The sequence below is a fragment of the Mesorhizobium sp. AD1-1 genome, from assembly GCF_020164655.1.
GTDB lineage: Bacteria > Pseudomonadota > Alphaproteobacteria > Rhizobiales > Rhizobiaceae > Mesorhizobium > Mesorhizobium ciceri.
Map to the genome: position 1 here is coordinate 73519 of NZ_JAIUGP010000021.1, position 18075 is coordinate 91593.

12 protein-coding genes are annotated in these 18075 nt (G+C 64.0%); 10 read left to right on the top strand and 2 right to left on the bottom strand.

Annotated features, from left to right (window positions below):
• Nucleotides 1-98 precede the first annotated feature (98 nt).
• Nucleotides 99-2585 carry a mechanosensitive ion channel family protein gene (locus LB519_RS28875; RefSeq protein ID WP_224621733.1) on the bottom strand — a complete coding sequence of 829 codons (2487 nt, stop codon included), beginning with the start codon at nt 2583-2585 and terminating at the stop codon, nt 99-101.
• A gap of 240 nt (nt 2586-2825) precedes the next feature.
• On the opposite strand from LB519_RS28875, the gene LB519_RS28880 reads away from it, so the two are divergent.
• The 5 genes from LB519_RS28880 (at nt 2826) to LB519_RS28900 (ending at nt 9585) form a co-directional block, all read left to right on the top strand.
• Nucleotides 2826-4085 (top strand): sarcosine oxidase subunit beta, encoded by a 1260-nt coding sequence (locus LB519_RS28880; RefSeq protein WP_063170258.1) that lies wholly within the window; start codon nt 2826-2828, stop codon nt 4083-4085.
• 17 nt (nt 4086-4102) lie between these two features.
• Nucleotides 4103-4399 (top strand): sarcosine oxidase subunit delta, encoded by a 297-nt coding sequence (locus tag LB519_RS28885; protein ID WP_224621734.1) that lies wholly within the window; start codon nt 4103-4105, stop codon nt 4397-4399.
• The gene (locus LB519_RS28890; protein WP_224621735.1) at nt 4396-7389 is read left to right on the top strand and encodes a sarcosine oxidase subunit alpha; all 2994 of its coding nucleotides are present in this window, start codon (nt 4396-4398) and stop codon (nt 7387-7389) included. The genes LB519_RS28885 and LB519_RS28890 overlap by 4 nt, the downstream gene beginning before the upstream one ends.
• Nucleotides 7382-7969 (top strand): sarcosine oxidase subunit gamma family protein, encoded by a 588-nt coding sequence (gene soxG, locus LB519_RS28895; protein WP_224621736.1) that lies wholly within the window; start codon nt 7382-7384, stop codon nt 7967-7969. Before LB519_RS28890 ends, soxG begins: the two co-directional genes overlap by 8 nt.
• A 173-nt stretch (nt 7970-8142) precedes the next feature.
• The gene (locus tag LB519_RS28900; protein ID WP_224621738.1) at nt 8143-9585 is read left to right on the top strand and encodes an MFS transporter; all 1443 of its coding nucleotides are present in this window, start codon (nt 8143-8145) and stop codon (nt 9583-9585) included.
• A gap of 11 nt (nt 9586-9596) precedes the next feature.
• Here the strand turns inward: LB519_RS28900 and LB519_RS28905 are convergent, their stop codons facing one another.
• Nucleotides 9597-10301 carry a nitroreductase gene (locus tag LB519_RS28905; protein ID WP_063173710.1) on the bottom strand — a complete coding sequence of 235 codons (705 nt, stop codon included), beginning with the start codon at nt 10299-10301 and terminating at the stop codon, nt 9597-9599.
• A gap of 180 nt (nt 10302-10481) precedes the next feature.
• Here LB519_RS28905 and LB519_RS28910 point away from each other — a divergent pair, with 180 nt between their 5' ends.
• From LB519_RS28910 to LB519_RS28930, 5 genes are read left to right on the top strand one after another with little or no spacing between them, the layout of a single operon-like run.
• Entirely contained in the window at nt 10482-11069 is a 588-nt protein-coding gene (locus LB519_RS28910) for an XRE family transcriptional regulator (protein ID WP_263485021.1), read from the top strand.
• Between the two features lie 20 nt (nt 11070-11089).
• Nucleotides 11090-13543: an FAD-dependent oxidoreductase gene (locus LB519_RS28915; protein ID WP_064994037.1), complete on the top strand. Its 2454-nt coding sequence runs from the start codon at nt 11090-11092 to the stop codon at nt 13541-13543.
• Nucleotides 13540-14445 carry a homocysteine S-methyltransferase family protein gene (locus tag LB519_RS28920; RefSeq protein WP_224621739.1) on the top strand — a complete coding sequence of 302 codons (906 nt, stop codon included), beginning with the start codon at nt 13540-13542 and terminating at the stop codon, nt 14443-14445. The genes LB519_RS28915 and LB519_RS28920 overlap by 4 nt, the downstream gene beginning before the upstream one ends.
• A complete protein-coding gene (locus tag LB519_RS28925; protein WP_063172401.1) occupies nt 14438-15619 on the top strand; it encodes a pyridoxal phosphate-dependent aminotransferase in 1182 nt (393 codons plus the stop codon). Before LB519_RS28920 ends, LB519_RS28925 begins: the two co-directional genes overlap by 8 nt.
• On the top strand, nt 15616-18066 hold the full coding sequence (locus LB519_RS28930) for an FAD-dependent oxidoreductase (RefSeq protein ID WP_224621740.1): 2451 nt from the start codon (nt 15616-15618) through the stop codon (nt 18064-18066). Before LB519_RS28925 ends, LB519_RS28930 begins: the two co-directional genes overlap by 4 nt.
• The last annotated feature ends 9 nt before the right edge of the window (nt 18067-18075 follow it).

Sequence of the window (18075 nt, forward strand, 5' to 3'; positions counted from 1 at the left end):
GCATGGAGCTTATATGAGATGGAAGCTGAACCGCAACTGAATGCCCCATTCATGCCGCAATCGATTCCGGGCAGGATTGAGGTCGACGGAGTCCGAGCCTAGTCCGGGTCCGGCTTCTTGGTTTTGCGAGACTTGACCAGTCGCTTCTTCTCCGCCTCGGCTTCGGCCCTTATCTGCTCCTGTTCGGCGAAGTCGGCCTCGATCTTGTCGTCGTCCGTCGGCCAGGCCTTGGGCTTGTGGGCCTCGACCACGGCGCGCGGCGTCGAGGGGATCTCGATGTGTTCGCTGCTGAATTTTTCGAGGACGGCAAAACGGATGTCGTTCTGCGCGATGTTGCCGTTCATCACGTCGGCCAGGAACACGCGGATTTCGAATTCCAGGGCGGCAGGGCCGAAATTGGAAAACAGCACGAAGGGTTCGGGGTTCTTCAGCACCATCGGGTGGCTGCGGGCGATCTCCAGCAGGACGGCATGAACCTGCTTGACGTCGCTGCCATAGGCGACGCCGACCTTGATGTCGACGCGGCCGAGCTTGTTGCGGTGCGTCCAGTTGCCGACGGCGTTGTTGATCAGGTTCGAATTGGGCAGGATCACCGATTGCCGCTGGAAGGTTTCGATCTCGGTGGCGCGCACGCTGATCTTCTTGACCGTGCCGCTGACGTCGCCGGCAACGATCCAGTCGCCCACCTTGAACGGCCGCTCGGCCAGAAGGATCAGGCCGGAAACGAAATTGGACACCACGTTCTGCAGGCCAAAGCCGATACCGAGGGAAAGAGCGCCGGCGACCAGTGCCAGGCTGGACAGGTCGATGCCCGCCGCCGAGATGCCGACCAGTGCCGCCAGCGCGACGCCGGCATAGCCGACCGCCAGCCTGATCGAGTTGCGCACGCCGGTATCGACCTTGCCACGCGCCATGACCGAGCCGTCGAGCCAGCCCTGGAACCACCGCGTCAGGAAATAGCCTATGACGAAGACGACGATGCCGGAGAGGATGCCGGTGACCGAGATCGTCACCGAGCCGATGTTGATCCCGGTTGCGAGCTTGTAGGCCCAAGCCTGGATATCGCCGGGCTGGAAACCCCACATCATCAGGATCAGCGGCAGGAACACCAGCACGATCATCACATTGATGGCAACGCTGACGACAAGGCCGAGCTGATCGAGGGCCGTATCCTCGTAGCTGGAATTGGCCGACAGCCAGCGCCCGACGGAGGTGTTGGCGAAAGCACCCTCCTCGCCGATCGCCTGCGCCGACAGGAAGCCGATATAGGCGGTGATCAGCGCGGTGCCGGTAACGACGACCTGCAACGAAACGAACAGAGCAAGGCCGATGTAACCGAGCAGCGCCGCGACGATGGTGAAAAGACCGAGCGCAAGCGCCGTATAGCGCAGCCATGCCGGCCACGGCCGCCAGCTTCCGTCACGCGCCTTGAACGGCCTCAGCATCGCCATCAGGATCAGGATGACGCCGACGATGATGGTGGCGCCGAAACTGCGGGCGATGGTCAGCGACAGCGGCGAGCCCATCGTGTCGTTGACGATCGACAGGAAATAGTTGACGCCGAGGACCACGGCCATGGCAGTCGTCAGCCGCACAAGCCAGCGCGCCGGTCCGGTTTCGACGGGAATGAGCCGCCAGTTCGGCAGCCGCGGCTCGAGCGCCGCATTGGTCAGCCGGTTGACACAGAACACCCCGGCGATGACGGCTGCCAGCGTATTCAGGAAGACGCCGATGTCGCCGCGCAACAAATTGTAGTAGTTGAAAAAGAATACCGTGGAGGCCAGGAACACGCTGACCGCCAGCGTCGGCAGCAAGGTCGACCAGAAGGCCACCGAAAGGCGGCTGAGATAGGATGGGTCCTCATTGGTGGGGTCGGCTTCGAACACCCGCCCGAACAGGCGCCTGCCGCCAACCAGCAGCACCAGCGCCAGCCCGAGCGCCACGAAGGTTGCCGCCAGGATCGCCTGGAACTTGAACTTGAAGGCAAAGCTCAACCAGGACGACACCGCCTTGTAGAGATTGCCGAACTCGTCGCGGGCGTCGGAAAACACCTGCGGGCTCAGCGCATCCGACAGCACGTAGCGCTTGGTCAAAAGATTGCGGAACAGCTCGCTGCGCATATTGCCGATCTTGTCGATCAGCCCGCTGATGCGGATCGACAGGTTCTGTGCGCTGGCAACGACCGCGTTGATCTCGGCCTTTTCCGATGCAAGCGCCTGACGCTCGCCCGTCACGATGTCGGGCTCCTGCGGCTGGCCCGCCGCCGGTGGAGGACCCAGCACCTCGATGCGATTGTTGATCTCGGTGAGCCGCGAGCGGAATACCAGCGCACTGGTGAGTGCCGCCCGCGACAGGTCCTCCAGCTGCAGACGGATCTCCACGAGTGAGGCATCGTCCTCACCGTCCTGCTGTATCTTCTTCTCGAGATCGTCCGTCTTGGCCGTTAGATCCTGGATGACCTTTTGCTGATCGGCGACCAAACCGGCCGAGCCCTGGCCGAGCGCTTGCGCCATCGCCTTAAACGAAAGCGGCGCCGAAACGACCAGCGTGAGTACCAGGATGAGACGAAGCAATCGGAAAAGCATGATTTGTTGGCGACTCATCGGCGGCAAAGGCAATTTGAAAGCCTGTCCTTGATAAAGACGGCCCTATCATGGGGCAAGCCGTCGTATCGCGAGCCCATCCGATCATTGGCCCCAACCGATCACTCACGCCGAGTGATCCCATCCCGGGCGTCGGCCAGTCGAAAGGCGATGGCGCAATATTGGCTTTGCGGATGCGGCCTGCTCTATAGTCTGCCGCATCGCCCGAACCGGATGACATCAATGGCAGAGTACTCGGCCTTTTCGCTGCTTGCGAACGCGCTCAAGGGAAACAAGGATTGGAAGCCGGCATGGCGCAAGCCTGACCCGAAGGCGTCCTATGACGTCATCATCATCGGTGGCGGCGGTCATGGGCTGGCGACCGCCTATTACCTTGCCAAGGAACACGGCATCACCAATGTCGCCGTTGTGGAAAAGGGCTGGCTCGGTTCCGGCAATGTCGGCCGCAACACCACGGCCGTGCGCTCGAATTATCTGCTGCCTGCCAACACCCGCTTCTACGAACACTCGATGAAGCTGTGGGAGAACCTGTCGCACGAGCTCAACTACAATGTCATGTTCTCGCAGCGCGGCTGCCTGAACCTGGCGCACACGCCGGCCCAGTTCGACGACTATGCAAGGCGCGGCAACGCCATGCGCCATCTCGGCGTCGATGCCGAACTGATGACGAAGGCTGAGATCAAACGCCTGATTCCGGCGCTCGATATCTCCGACAGCGCTCGCTTCCCGGTGGTCGGCGGCCTGATGCAGCGCCGCGCCGGCACCGCCCGCCACGATGCGGTGGCCTGGGGCTATGCGCGCGGCGCCGACAGGCGCGGCGTCGACATTATTGAAAATTGCGAGGTCACCGGCTTCCTGCGCGACGGCGACCGCATATCAGGCGTCACCACTTCGCGCGGCGACATCCGCGCCAGGAAGGTGGCCGTGGCGGTCGCCGGCAGCACCGGACGCGTCATGCAGATGGCCGGCATCGAGACGATGCCGATCGAGAGCCATGTGCTGCAGGCCTTCGTCACGGAATCGCTGAAGCCCTTCATCGACACGGTCGTCACCTTCGGCATGGGCCATTTCTACATGTCGCAGTCGGACAAGGGCGGCCTCATCTATGGCGGCGATATCGACGGCTACAACAGCTACGCCCAGCGCGGCAATCTGCCTGTCGTCGACGAGGTGATGAGTGAAATGCTGGCGTTGTTTCCGGGCCTCGCGCGCGTGCGCATGCTGCGCTCCTGGGGCGGTGTTTGCGATATGTCGATGGACGGCTCGCCGATCATCACCGCCGGCCCCCTGCCCGGCATGTATCTCAACTGCGGCTGGTGCTATGGCGGCTTCAAGGCGACGCCGGCTTCCGGCTGGTGCTTCGCCTGGACCATCGCCAAGGACCAGCCGCACGACCTCAACGCGCCCTTCACGCTCGACCGCTTCCACCGCGGGCTGGTAATCGACGACAAGGGCCAGGGTGCAAACCCGCGGCTGCATTAGGCAATAGGTAGAGTCCAATGTTGATCACTTGCCCCTATTGCGGCCCGCGCGACGTCATCGAGTTCACCTATCAGGGTGACGGCAATCGTGAGCGTCCCGACCCCGCCTCGCAGAATTTCGAGGCGTGGAACGCCTATGTCTATGACCGGCTGAATCCGGCCGGCGATCACAATGAGATCTGGCAACATTCCGGCGGCTGCCGCGCGCATCTCAAGGTCGTGCGCAACACGCTGACGCATGAGATTTCCAGCGTTGCCTTTGCGCGGGGCGATCATGGGCCGGCCACGCGCCGCAAGGCGGAGGACAAGGCATGAGCCCGCGCCGTGCCGACACCGGCGGCCGCATCGACCGGCTGAAAACCATCCGCTTCACCTTCGATGGCACGGCCTACACCGGCCATGCCGGCGACACGCTGGCGTCAGCCCTGCTGGCCAAGGGCGTCACGTTGTACGGGCGTTCGTTCAAATACCACCGCCCACGCGGCCTGCTCACCGCAGGCGTCGAGGAACCCAACGCGCTGGTGACGGTGCTGAAGGGCGAGGTTCGCGAGCCCAACATTCCAGCGACCATGGTCGAGATCCATGACGGGCTGGTTGCCATCAGCCAGAACCGCTTTCCCTCGCTTGCCTGGGACATCCACGCCGTCAACCAGCTCGGCGGCAAGATCCTGTCGGCCGGGTTCTACTACAAGACCTTCATGGGACCGGTGTTCGGCCCGCTCAAGGGCACGCGTTTCTGGATGTTCTGCGAACACTTCATCCGCCGCGCAGCCGGTCTCGGCAGTGCCGGATCGGCGAAAGACCCGGCCCGCTACGAACGCATGAACGCCTTTTGCGACGTGCTGGTCGTCGGCTCCGGCCCTGCCGGCCTGATGGCCACCAAGGCCGCCGCCGATCAGGGTGCGCGCGTCATGCTGGCCGATCTCGAGCCGCATTTCGGCGGTTCGGCCAACTGGTCCGAGGAAACGATCGATGGCGCGCCTGCCGCCGATTGGGCGCGGCGCACCGTCGCCCAGCTCGCAGGCCGCGACAATGTCCGGCTTCTGCCGCGCACCACGGTGTGGGGTTACTACGACAACAACACGCTTGCGGCGCTCGAACGGGTCAGCGACCACAAGGAGCACCCCGGCAAGGGCGAGCCGCGCCATCGCTATTGGGCGATCCGCGCCAAATCCGTGGTCCTGGCCACTGGTGCGTTCGAGCGGCCGCTCATCTTCCCCGGGAATGACCGGCCAGGCGTGATGCTGGCGCATGCAGCCGAACGCTATGCCAACGAATTCGGCGTGCTGCCGGGCGAGCGGATCGCGTTGTTCACCAACAATGACAGCGCCTATCGGGCGGCTGTCGCCTTGAAGAAGGCCGGTGCTGCGGTCGTCGCCATCGCCGATGTCAGGCCGGAACTTTCGCCGGAGATGCGCAAGTTGGCCGCGGAAGCCGAGGCAGAGATCTTTGCCGGCCATGCCGTCGTCGCCACCGAAGGCGGCAAGGCGCTGTCCGGCCTCAAGCTGCAGCACTTCGACATGGCCAATGGGGCACTCATCGGTGATGCACGCAGTATCCATGCCGATTGCCTGCTGATGTCCGGCGGCTGGTCGCCGACCATCCATCTGGCCAGCCAGGCTGGCGCCAAAGCGGAATGGAACGCCGCGCGGCAAGCTTTCCTGCCGCCAAAGCCGACACAGAGCTGGATCGGCGCAGGCGCCTTCACAGGAAGCTTCTCGACGGCCGAAGCCATCGCCGAAGGCCGCGCCGCCGGCCTCGCCGCCGCAGGCGGGCAGAGCACACCGTCCATGCTGCCGACCGTCGAAGCAGTGCCTGGCGATCCCGACCCCGCCCCGGTGTTCGAGGTCAGGGCCAAGGGCAAGAGCTTTGTCGATTTCCAGCACGACGTCACGGCCGAGGACGTGCGGCTGGCTCACCGGGAAGGCTTTGTCTCGGTCGAGCATCTCAAGCGCTACACCACGCTCGGCATGGCGACCGACCAGGGCAAGAGCTCCAACGTGCCTGGCCTTGCCATCATGGCCGAGGCGCTGGGCAAGCCGATCCCCGAGGTCGGCACGACACGCTTCCGGCCGCCCTTTGCTCCGGTGTCGATCGGCTCGCTGGCTGCCGAGCGTTTTGGCGACCTGAAGCCAGAACGATTGACGCCGATGCATGACTGGCATCTGGCCAATGGCGCGACGATGTATTCCGCCGGCCTCTGGTACCGGCCGATGATCTATGGGCTTTCAGGCGAAACGGTCGAGCAGGCCTATGTGCGCGAAGCCAAGGCGACGCGCGAAAGCGCCGGCATCGTCGATGTCTCGACACTGGGTAAGATCGCGGTGCAAGGCCCTGATGCCGCCGCATTCCTCGACCGCGTCTACACCAACATGTTTTCGACGCTGGCCGTCGGCAAGGCCCGCTACGGGCTGATGCTGCGCGAGGACGGCCTCGCCTTCGACGATGGCACCACCTGGCGGCTCGGCGAGCAGGATTTTCTGATGACCACCACCACGGCCAACGCCGGCAAGGTGATGCAGCATCTGGAATATTTCCTCGACGTGATCTGGCCGGACCTGAAAGTCCACGTCACCTCGGTGACAGACGAATGGGCAGGTGCCGCGATCGGCGGCCCGAAGGCCAGGCAGATCCTCGCCGCCTGTGTCACCGGCACGTCGGTCGACAACGCCACCTTGCCCTTCATGGGCATCGTGCGCGGCGAAATATCAGGCGTGCCGGTGATGATCTGCCGGCTGTCCTTCTCCGGTGAAATGGCCTTCGAGGTCTATTCCGGCGCCGGCCATGGCACCCATGTCTGGGAAGCGCTTGTCGAAGCCGGCAAGCCGTTCGGGCTGGTCACCTACGGTCTTGAGGCATTGGGCACCATGCGCATCGAAAAGGGCCATGTCACCGGCGCCGAGATCGACGGCCGCACCACGGCGCGCGACCTGCATCTCGACTGGATGCTGTCGAAGAAGAAGCCGTTCATCGGCTCGGCGATGATGGACCGCGAAGGCTTGATCGCATCGGACCGCCTCGAACTGGTCGGCCTGATCGCCCTCGATAACCGGCCGCTCAACGGTGGCGCCCACATCGTCGAGGAGGTTGACGAAGCCAATCCGCACGACTCCATCGGCCATATCACCGCCTGCTGCTATTCGCCGGCGCTCGGCAGACATATCGCGCTGGCGCTGATCGAGGGCGGCAAGGCACGGCACGGCACGCGCGCCCACGTCTCCGATCCCTTGCGCAACCGGTTCGGACCGGTCGAGATCGTCTCCAACCACTTCTTCGATCCGGACGGGAGCCGCATGCATGGTTGAGCACCAATCCCCGCTTGAGCCGGAATTTCACGTCGGCTCGCACGGCAATTTCGAGCATGGCGTCGAGATCATCCTGACCGAGACGAGGCCGGGCTCGATCGTGCAACTCGCCTCCTGGCCCGGCGAGGAGAAGAGGCTGATCGCAGCCATCCGCACCGTCACCGGGCTGGCGCTTCCCGATGGCGCCGGCGGCGGAGTGAGCGACGGGGTCAAGTCAGTGTTCGGCTTCGCGCCGGGGAAGTTCACCGTTGCCGACGAGGCCGAAGGGCTGGCCGCTGCCTTTGCCAAGGTGGTGACCTCGGCCATCGGCACGGTGACCGATCTCTCGCACGGCCGCACCGCCATCCGCATTGCCGGGCCGAAGGCCGAATGGGTGCTGGCGAAATTCTTCGCCATCGACTTTTCGCTGCCGGCCTTTCCCAATGGCGCCGGCCGCTCGACCGCTCATCACGACGTCTTCGCCCAGATCCAGCGCACCGGCGCCGACCAGTTCGACATCTATGTCTTCCGCTCGTTTGCACGCTCGTTCTGGAAGGCGCTCTGCCACGCCAGCGAGGAAGTCGGCTACGAGGTGCAATAGGCGGCGCCGAACGGTCGCATCGCTCCTGCTTCTGGCATCAACGCCAGCCGTTTCTGCCGCTAGAGAATCAGGCCGCAGGCGCCCATGGTGCGAAAACGCGGCCGCCCAACCGGCCCAGGGATATGAAATCCCTTCTTCAAGAGTCGGCACATTCGTTTGGTTCGAACATCTCCATGACCGCAGAACTATCCGCCGGCGCCACGGATCGCGCCGATGTGCCGGCCAGAGCCTTGCTCCTGCTGCCGCTGACGGTCGCCTGCGGCGTGTTTATGACCAGCCTCGACCAGAATGTCGTGGTGACCGCGCTGCCGGGCATCAGCGAAAGCCTCGGCCGTCCGCCCAGCCAGCTCGGCCTGCTGATCACCGTCTATGTCGCCAGCCTGATCATCTCGATGCCGCTTGGCGGCTGGGCCGCCGACCGCTTCGGCCTGCGCAACGTCTACTGCTTTGCCTTGCTGGTGTTCGCCGCCTCGTCGGCGCTTTGCGGGCTGTCCGACAACATCTGGACGCTGGTTGGTGCGCGTGCATTGCAAGGCTTCGGCGGCGCCTTGATGGGCACACTCGGCCAGGTCGTCATCCTGTCGACTTTTCCGCGCAGCCGAACGCTCAAGATCAACATGTACATCTCGCTGGCCGGCCAGTCCGGCCCGCTGGTCGGTCCGCTCGTCGGCGGTGCGCTGACCACCTACATTTCCTGGCGCTGGATCTTCTTCATCAACGTGCCGTTCGCGCTGGCGGGGGCAATTCTTGCCGCCTCGCTGTTTCCGACGATGACCAAGCCCGTGCGCACGCCGTTCGATTTTCCGGGCTTCCTGCTGGTCGGCAGCGGCATGGTCCTGCTGGTCTTCGGCATGGATTCGCTTGCCGCCAAGGACGCCGCGGGCGGCATCATCGCCGGCGAACTGGCGCTGGCGCTCGTCATCCTGACCATCGCCTCGTTCTACTGCCTGCGCGTGCGCAATCCGCTGCTCGATCTCAAGCTGTTGCGCATCCGTACCTTCCGCATTTCGTTCCTCACCGGTGGCGGGCTGGACACGATCGGCCTTAGCTCGGTCGTCTTCCTGCTGCCGCTGATGTTCCAGCTCGGCTTCGGCATGAGCGCGGTGCAGGCGGGATCGCTGACCTTCGTCGCCGCGGTCGGCTCGGTGGCCATGCGGTTCTTCATGCCGCGTGTCCTCAACCGTTTCGGCTTTCGCCGCGTGCTGGTCTACAACACGCCCATCGTCGCCGCCCTGGTTGCCGGCTTCGCGCTGATGCAGGCGACGACGCCGGTGTGGATCGTGCTCACTTACATCTTCGTCTTCGGCGTCTTCCGCTCCGCGCAATGGGCCTCGACCGGCAACCTCGCCTATTCCGACATCGCGCCCGAGCAGCTCGCCCGTTTCAGCGCGCTCTATTACATATTATGGCAGCTGGCGGTGGCGATCAGCGTCGGCCTGGCCGCCGCGGCATTGTCGTTTCTGGCGGGCGGCGGCCCCGCCGTCGCCGACGATTTCCGCATCCTGTTCGTGATCGAGGGCGTCATCACGCTCTGCGCGCTGCTCGCCTATCTCAAGCTGACGCCCCAGGACGGCGCCCATGTCAGCGGCCACGGCGCACAGATGAACACGGAATGAGGCTGGCTGGCTTATTCGCTGAACGTCACCCACTCTTGCAGCGGCACGCGGTCGGTGCGGAAGGCGTTTTCAGGTTTTGACGTATCTTCATAACCAAGCGCCATGCCGCAGACGACGATCTCTTCGTCGGGAATGTCGAGCACCGGCCTGATCTGCCGGTGATAGGGCGCGAACGCCGCTTGCGGGCAGGTATGCAAACCCCTGCCCCGCGCCGCCACCATGATGTTCTGCAGGAACATGCCGTAATCGATCCATGAGCCCTGGTTGAGGCGGCGATCGATGGTGAAGATCATGCCGACCGGCGCGTCGAAGAAGACGAAGTTGCGGTCGTGCTGGGCGCGCATCTTGTCGACCTCGCGGCGACCGATGCCGAGCGCGCCATAGAGGCCGAAACCGTTGGCGCGACGTCGCGTCAGGTACGGCTCGAAGAACTGCGTGGGATAATACCGGTACTCGTCCCAATCGGCTTTTTCGGCGCGAATGCCGGAATTGAGAATGGCGTCCGATATCCGCTGCTTGCTCTCGCCCTTGGTGACATAGACCTTCCATGGCTGCATGTTGGTGCCGGATGGGGCGCGCGCCGCAACCGCCAGAATGGCGCGGATGATGTCGTCTTCGACCATGTTGGGCAGGAATGCGCGCACCGAACGGCGCGACAGGATCGCCTCGTCGACAATCTCGGCATCGCCCTCGATTCGGGGGTTATTTTCCAGCATGGGCCGTCCCTTACCCTTTGTCTCGATCGGACGTCCCCACTCGCCGCTCTCGGCGGAGCCTTTGCATGAACCGTCAAAATCGCGCAAGCAAATCTTGTGCATCCGTGAAAATCTGCTTGATTTTTTCATGAGCTTGATTTCTCATGAAATTTGCCGGTGATTTTTCATAAAGAGAGCGTTTTGCCTTCGACTACCGCAAGAACATTGCAGGGACCTGACGAACGCGTGCTGGCCGGCGACATCAGGGCCCTGCGCAAGGCGCGCGGGCTGACGCTCGCCGAGATCGGCCTGAAGCTAGGCCGTTCGGTCGGCTGGGTCAGCCAGGTCGAGCGTGGCCTGTCGACGCCGTCGCTCGGTGACCTCAGGGCCTTCGCCGAACTGTTCGGCGTGCCGATCAGCCTGTTCTTCAGCCATGACGTACCTGTCGAAAGCGAGCGCGGCGTGGTCGTGCGCGCCGGCAGGCGCCGCACGCTTGGCACAAGCGAATCCGGCCTGGTGGAGGAGCTTCTGTCGCCCGATCTCGGCGGTAGCTTCGAGATGGTGCGTTCGGTCTTCGCGCCGGGCGCGGAACTGAAGGCCGAGGCGCAGCGGCCGACCGAGGAAGCCGGATACGTCGCGTCCGGACTGTTCGACATCGAGATCGGAGGTGTCTGGCATCGGCTTGGCGAGGGCGACTCCTTTCGCTTCGAAGGCAAGCCCTACCGCTGGCGCAATCCGGGTGCCGAGCCGGCAATTGTCATCTGGGTGGTTTCACCACCCGTCTATTGAGTTCAAGTTTGGAGAAGAACATGGCGGGTTTGCCGAGCACGGCGCGCGTGGTGATCATCGGAGGCGGCGCCGTCGGCACCTCCGCGCTCTATCATCTCGCCAAGGCGGGCTGGACCGACTGCGTGCTGCTTGAGAAGAACGAGCTGACCTCCGGCTCGACCTGGCATGCCGCCGGCAACGTGCCGACCTTCTCCTCGTCCTGGTCGCTGATGAACATGCAGCGCTATTCGACCGAGCTTTATCGCGGGCTGGCCGACGCGGTCGACTACCCCATGAACTATCACGTCACCGGCTCGCTTCGCCTTGCCCACTCGCTCGAGCGCATGCAGGAATTCCAGCGCGCCAAGGGCATGGGCCTCTACCAGGGTATGGACATAGACATTGTCGGTGTCGACGAGATCCAGCGTCGCTATCCCTTCATCGAGACGCATGAGCTGAAAGGCGCGCTCTACGACCCGAGCGACGGCGACATCGATCCGGCGCAACTCACCCAGGCGCTGGCCAAGGGTGCGCGCGACATGGGCGCGAAGATCATCCGCTTCTGCCCGGTCACAGGCGTGCGCCGCGAGAACGACGAGTGGGTGGTCGAGACGGCACAGGGCGAGATCCGCTGCGAGATCGTCGTCAATGCCGCCGGCTACCGCGCCGCCGAAGTCGGCCGGATGTTCGGCCGCGACGTGCCGATGATGGTGATGAGCCATCAGTACATCCTGTTCGAGGAGATCCCCGAACTCGCGGCATGGTCGAAGGAACAAGGCAAGAAACTGCCGTTGCTGCGCGACGTCGACACCTCCTACTACCTGCGCCAGGAGAAGAACGGCATGAATCTCGGCCCCTATGAACGCAATTGCCGCGCGCATTGGGCCACCCACAATGACCCGATGCCGGAGGACTTTTCCTTCCAGCTGTTCCCCGACGATCTCGACCGGCTGGAACATTATCTTGCCGACGCCGTCGCCCGCGTGCCGATCCTTGGCACGGCCGGCCTGTCCAAGGTGATCAACGGGCCGATCCCCTACACGCCGGACGGCAATCCGCTGATCGGCCCGATGCCTGGCGTTCCCAATGCCTTCGAGGCCTGCGTCTTCACCTTCGGCATCGCCCAGGGTGGCGGCGCCGGCAAGGTGCTGGCCGAATGGGTGACCGAGGGCCGGACCGAATGGGACATGTGGTCGTGCGACCCGCGCCGCTTCACTTCCTATGCCGCGGCGCCGGACTATTGCGTCGCCAAGGGCATGGAGATCTACGGCAACGAATACGCCATCCAGTTCCCGCGCCATGCCTGGCCGGAAGGCCGCGACCGCAAGCTGTCGCCGATCCACGATCGCATCAAGGCGCTCGGTGGCCGCTTCGATGCCTATAATGGCTGGGAGCGCGCCACCTGGTACGCGCAGGACGGCGATGACATTTCCGAGGAAGCCACGCTGACCTTCCGCCGCGACGGGCCATGGCAGCATCGTGTGCGCGAGGAATGCCTGGCCGTGCGTGACGCTGCCGGCATTTTGGACCTGCCTGGGTTCTCGCGCTTCAATCTCGATGGTCCAGGTGCCGCCGAATGGCTGAGCCTGCAGGTCACCGGACTGGTGCCGAAGCCAGGCCGCATCGGTCTCGTCTATTTCGCCGATGACAAGGGCCGCATCGTCACTGAAATGTCCGTCGTGCGTCACGACGAGAACCTGATGACGCTGATCACCGCGGCGGTCGCGCAGTGGCATGATTTCGAATGGCTGAAGTCGCGCATGCCCAAGGACGCACCGTTCAAGCTGATCGACCGGACCGAGGAATTCTCGACCCAGATCCTGGCCGGCCCGAACTCGCGAAAAATCCTCGCCGATGTCTGCGAAGCCGACCTCACTCTGCCATGGCTGACGCATCAGGAGACGAAGATCGCCGGCCGCTGGGCCAAACTGGTGCGCGTCTCCTTCGCCGGCGAACTCGGCTGGGAAATCCACACCAGGATCGACGACACCGCCGCCATCTTCGATGCCGTCTGCGCCGCAGGCCAGCAGCACGGGCTGAAGCCTTTCGGCATGTACGCGCTGGATTCGCTCCGGCTTGAGAAAGGCTACCGCACCTGGAAAGGCGATCTGTCGACCGACTATTCGATCCTGCAGGGCGGGCTCGAACGCTTCGTCAAATGGGACAAGCCCGACTTCCGTGGCAAGGCGGCACTGCTGAACGAAAAGCAGCAAGGCGTGAAGAAGCGCTTCGTCACGCTGGTGGTGGAAAACCCCGGCGATTGCGACGCTCCGTCAGTTTCTACACTCTGGCATGACGGCAAGATCGTCGGCGAGACGACGTCCGGCGGCTGGGGCCATCGCATCGACAAGTCGATCGCGCTCGGCATGCTGCGCGCCGACCTGGCCGAACCAGGTACATCAGTCGAGGTCGAAATCTTCGGTGACCGCTTTCAGGCAATCGTGCAGAAGGATGAACCGCTGTGGGATCCGAAGAACGAAAGGCTGCGCGCATGAAGAAAATCATCCTCACCGATGGCGGCATGGGCCAGGAACTGGTCCGCCGCAGCCAATCCGAGCCGACGCCGCTATGGTCGGCCAGGGTGCTGATCGACGAACCGGATCTGGTGCGCGACCTGCACGCGGAATTCATCCGTGCCGGCGCTCGTGTCATCACCATCAACACCTATTCTGCGACACCCGAACGCCTGGCGCGCGAAGGTGCGGAAGACCTCTTCAAGCCATTGCAGAAGCGCGGCATCGAATTGGCCAGGCAGGCCCGCGAAGAGGCCGGCGATGCAGCCATCGCCGGTTGCCTGTCGCCGCTTTTCGGCAGCTATGCACCGGCACTGACCATTTCCTTCGAGGAGACGCTCGATATTTACCGCCGCATCGTTGCCGAGCAGGCCGATGGCGTCGACCTGTTCCTGTGTGAAACCATGGCGTCGGCGGACGAAGCCCGCGCAGCGGTGACCGCTGCATCGGAAAGCGGCAAGCCGGTATGGGTATCGTGGACGCTGGCTGACCACGGCAAGCCGCGCCTGCGCAGCGGCGAAGCAATAGCCACTGGGGCAAGCGCGCTCGACGGCCTGGCAGTCGCCGCGCGGCTGGTCAATTGCTGCCGGCCGGAAGCAATCGCCGCGGCTTTGCCTGAACTGATCGACCTCGGCGGCCCGGTCGGCGCATATGCCAATGGCTTCACGTCAACCGAAGCACTTAAGCACGGCGGCACCGTCGATGTACTGCACGCTCGTCACGACCTTGGCCCGGATGCCTATGCCGACCAGGCGATCGGCTGGGTGGAGGCTGGCGCAAGCATCGTTGGCGGCTGCTGCGAAGTCGGACCACCGCACATCGCCGCCCTGCGCGACCGGCTCGAACAGGCCGGCTACGAAATTTCGGGAGTTTTGCATGCCTAGACCATCATCGCGCATTTCCGGCATCGTGCCTTCGGGCAAGGACGGCTGGGAAGTCCATTTCGCCGCCTGGACGCGCAAGGAGGCCGGCGAAGACATCATCATGCTGTCGGTTGGCGACCATGATTTCGACACGCCTTCGCAGACCATCGAAGCCTGTGTGACCGCGGTTCGCGGCAGCAATCATCATTACACCCCGCTTCCCGGCTTGCCGCGCCTGCGCAAGGCGATGGCCGCGGCCTCGAGCGCCTGCACCGGCGTCGAGACATCGCCGGATCAGGTGATCGCCACGCCGGGCGGCCAGGCCGCACTCTACGCGGCCGTGCAGGGCGTGCTCGACCAGGGCGATCACGCCATCGTCGTGGCGCCCTATTATGCCACCTATCCCAACACGTTCAGCGCCGCTGGCGCTGATTTCACCGTCGTCGAGACACCGGCCGAGGATGGCTTCCAGCCGCGAGCCGACATGATCCGCGCGGCAATCCGGCCGAACACGCGCGCCATCCTGATCAACACGCCGAACAATCCGACCGGTGCGGTCTATTCGCGCGAGCGGCTGGAACAGTTGGCAGAAGTCTGCCGGGAGCACGACCTCTGGCTGCTGTCGGACGAAGTCTACTGGACGCTCGGCGGCGGCGAGCACGTCTCGCCGCGCTCGCTGCCAGGAATGGCCGAGCGCACGCTGGTCATCAATTCGATGTCCAAGAGCCACGGCATGACCGGTTGGCGCATGGGCTGGCTGACGGGACCGGAGCAGATGATCACGCTCATGATCAATCTCAATCTGGTGACGACCTACGGCCTGCCGGCCTTCATCTCGATCGCTTGTTCCGAGGCGCTGGAGAACCGTTACGGCGTCAAGGAGATCGCCGAACGCTACGCGGCACGCCGCACCGTCCTGCTCGACGCCGTGCGGGGCATGAACGATGTCACCGTGCGCGGTTCGGAGGGCGGCATGTATGTCATGCTCGACATCTCGGCCGTCGAGCCGGACGACGAGAAATTCGCCTGGGCCCTGCTCGACAAGGAAAAGGTTGGCGTGATGCCCGGCTCCAGCTTCGGCGAGGCGGCCGCCGGCCACATTCGCATCAGCCTCTGCCAGCCCGAACCCGTGCTGCAGGAAGCTGCACTTCGTCTGCGCCGCTTTGCTTCCAGCTACCGTCGCGAGGCAGCATGATCGCCAAGGCAGTTCCCGCCAAAGCAAGAGCGGTCATCATCGGCGGCGGCGTTTCCGGCTGCTCGGTCGCCTATCACCTGGCCAAGCTCGGCTGGACCGACATCGTGCTTCTCGAACGCAAGCAGCTGACGTCGGGCACGACATGGCATGCTGCCGGCCTGATCGGCCAGCTGCGCGGTTCGCAGAACATGACGCGGCTGGCGAAATATTCCGCCGACCTCTACGTCAAGCTGGAAGCAGAGACCGAAGTCGGCACCGGCATGCGCCAGGTCGGTTCGATCACCGTGGCGCTGACCGAGGAGCGCAAGCACGAGATCTACAGGCAAGCGTCGCTGGCGCGTGCCTTCGATGTCGACGTGCGCGAGATTTCGCCCAGGGAAGTCAGCGAGATGTACCCGCATCTCAATGTTTCCGATGTCGTCGGCGCCGTGCATCTGCCGCTCGACGGCCAGTGCGACCCCGCCAACATCGCCATGGCACTGGCCAAGGGCGCGCGCCAGCGCGGTGCGACCATCGTCGAGAACGTCAAGGTCACCAAGGTCCACAGCAAGGCCGGCCGCGTCACGGGCGTGTCCTGGACACAAGGCGAAGAGCAAGGCACGATCGAGGCCGACATCGTCGTCAACTGCGCCGGCATGTGGGCGCGCGAACTGGGAGCGCAGAACGGCGTCACCATCCCGCTGCACGCCTGCGAGCATTTTTACCTCGTCACCGAGCCGATCCCCGGCCTCACCCGCCTGCCGGTGCTGCGTGTGCCCGACGAGTGTGCCTACTACAAGGAGGACGCCGGCAAGATGATGCTGGGCGCTTTCGAGCCGGTGGCAAAGCCCTGGGGCATGGACGGCATCCGTGAAGATTTCTGCTTCGACCAACTGCCGGAGGATATGGAGCATTTCGAGCCGATCCTCGAAATGGGCGTCAACCGCATGCCGATGCTGGCGACCGCCGGCATCCACACCTTCTTCAATGGTCCCGAGAGTTTTACGCCCGACGACCGCTACTATCTCGGCGAGGCGCCGGAACTGTCCGGCTACTGGATGGCGACCGGCTACAACTCGATCGGCATCGTCTCCTCCGGCGGCGCCGGCATGGCGCTGGCGCAGTGGATCAATGACGGCGAAGCGCCCTTCGACCTGTGGGAAGTAGACATCCGCCGCGCCCAGCCGTTCCAGAAGAACCGCCGCTATTTGAAGGAGCGCGTCTCTGAAACGCTTGGCCTGCTCTATGCCGATCATTTCCCCTATCGTCAGATGGCGACGTCGCGCAATGTCAGGCGCTCGCCGCTGCACGAGCATCTGAAGGCGCGCGGCGCTGTCTTCGGCGAAGTCGCCGGCTGGGAGCGCGCCAACTGGTTCGCCCGCGAGGGCCAGGAGCGCGAATACCGCTATTCCTGGAAGCGCCAGAACTGGTTCGACAACCAGCGCGAGGAACACCTTGCGGTCAGGAATGGCGTCGGCCTGTTCGACATGACCTCGTTCGGCAAGATCCGTGTCGAGGGCCGCGACGCCTGTGCTTTCCTGCAAAGACTATGCGCCAACGACATGGATGTCGCGCCGGGCAAGATCGTCTACACCCAGATGCTCAACCAGCGCGGCGGCATCGAGAGTGACCTGACGGTCTCGCGGTTGTCCGAGACGGCGTTCTTTCTCGTCGTCCCAGGCGCCACGCTGCAGCGCGATCTGGCTTGGCTGCGCAAGCACGTCGCCGACGAGTTCGTCGTCGTCACCGACGTAACGGCGGCCGAAAGCGTGCTCTGCCTGATGGGCCCGGACGCGAGAAAGCTGATCCAGAAGGTCAGCCCGAACGATTTCTCCAATGAGAAAAATCCGTTCGGCACGTTCCAGGAAATCGAAATCGGCATGGGCCTGGCCCGCGCCCACCGCGTCACCTATGTCGGCGAACTCGGCTGGGAGCTCTATGTCTCGACCGACCAGGCGGCCCATGTCTTCGAGGTGGTCGAGGAGGCAGGTGTGGATGTCGGCCTGAAACTCTGCGGCCTGCACACGCTGGATTCCTGCCGCATCGAAAAAGCGTTCCGGCATTTCGGCCATGACATCACGGACGAGGACAATGTGCTGGAAGCCGGCCTCGGCTTCGCGGTGAAGACCGCCAAGGGCGACTTCATCGGCCGTGACGCGGTGCTGCGCAAGAAGGAAGCCGGCCTGTCACGCCGGCTCGTACAGTTCCGGCTGAAGGATCCGGAACCCCTGCTCTTCCACAACGAGGCGATCCTGCGCGACGGTAAGATCGTTGGTCCGATAACGTCTGGCAATTACGGCCATCACCTCGGCGGCGCCGTCGGGCTGGGCTATGTGCCTTGCGAGGGCGAGAGCGAGGCGGATGTGCTGGCGTCGTCCTATGAGATCGAAATCGCCGGCGAGCGTTTTGCGGCGGAAGCCTCGCTGAAGCCGATGTACGATCCGAAATCGGAGCGGACGAGGATGTAGTGCCTTCTC